Origin of the sequence: Kiloniella spongiae (genome assembly GCF_001026905.1) — a bacterium.
Taxonomy (GTDB): Bacteria; Pseudomonadota; Alphaproteobacteria; order Kiloniellales; family Kiloniellaceae; genus Kiloniella; species Kiloniella spongiae.
The window spans coordinates 1-946 of the sequence record NZ_LAQL01000050.1 but is presented as its reverse complement, the minus strand read 5'-3'; the positions used below and the strand labels follow the sequence as shown (position 1 = coordinate 946).

Annotated in this window: 1 protein-coding gene; it reads left to right on the top strand. The window is 45.7% G+C overall.

Features of this window, described 5'->3' with window-relative positions; genetic code table 11:
* Positions 1–946, top strand: a 946-nt coding sequence (locus WH96_RS22195) for a hypothetical protein (RefSeq protein ID WP_162200184.1), incomplete at both ends; no start/stop codon positions are given.

Here is a 946-nt window from a genome sequence, read left to right as displayed (position 1 = left end):
CAACATTCCGGAATAAACCGGTCAAAATAGGCTATAGTAATAGCCCGAAACCTAGTCTTTACGTTGCAGCCAGTAATTTAACTCTCAAAGATCTCATGGGTAGTAGTATCGGGGTGCCTGAAATTGATAACCTTGCTTTTTCTGGGGTAGGTGTATCGCAGGATTATCTTAGTATGGGGATCGATGTTCGAGGTCAAAAATTCTATGGCCTGTTGCAGAAAGTTCCTGGCCAGGCAAAACCCTTTTTCATAATGCGGGGCGCAGAAACAAAACTATCCATCACAAGCCTGATACCCGGTACAGAAACAACACCTTTAAAAGATACCGACTTTGAACAGGTTGTCCTGCTCTATAATCCGACAAATAAAACGGGTTTGCTCAACACTTTCCCCGAGGTTATTCGACCCTATTTCCATGGGAATGTGTCCGTTAAGCCGGGCTTCAATGTTTTTGGTACCTTGGCGATACATCCAACGGGTGAGATGGCAAGCTTGCTTAAGGATGTCGGCGTAACGACGCTCAGCTTGCCATTGAGCGGTGGTTTCAGCCCCAAAGCACTTGTTCAGAACGTCAATGTCAGTCAGATCAAAAATGCGGTGCTTGATAGTCTCGATCTGCAAATAGACATTCCAACACCCCACATCGCAGCTATGGATCAGTTCTTACGCTTTCGGAATGGACATCTGGGGATCAAAGGGAAGTTACCGGATGGCAAGTATGGGCTTTCCTTTACTGTGGCTGGGGATACTCAGTTAAAAATAGCCAACGAAGAAATAGATTTTTTTACCGAGGTTGATGTCGCCCGCTCGCAGAACGGACAGGAGACTGATCTGGAGGTAAAGGGTCACACGGATAAACCGTGGGTTCATCCTATGGGCATTGGTTTTCTTACCTTGGAAGAACTTGGACTGGATATTCGCAAACAAAAATCTGGTACGGTTAATAC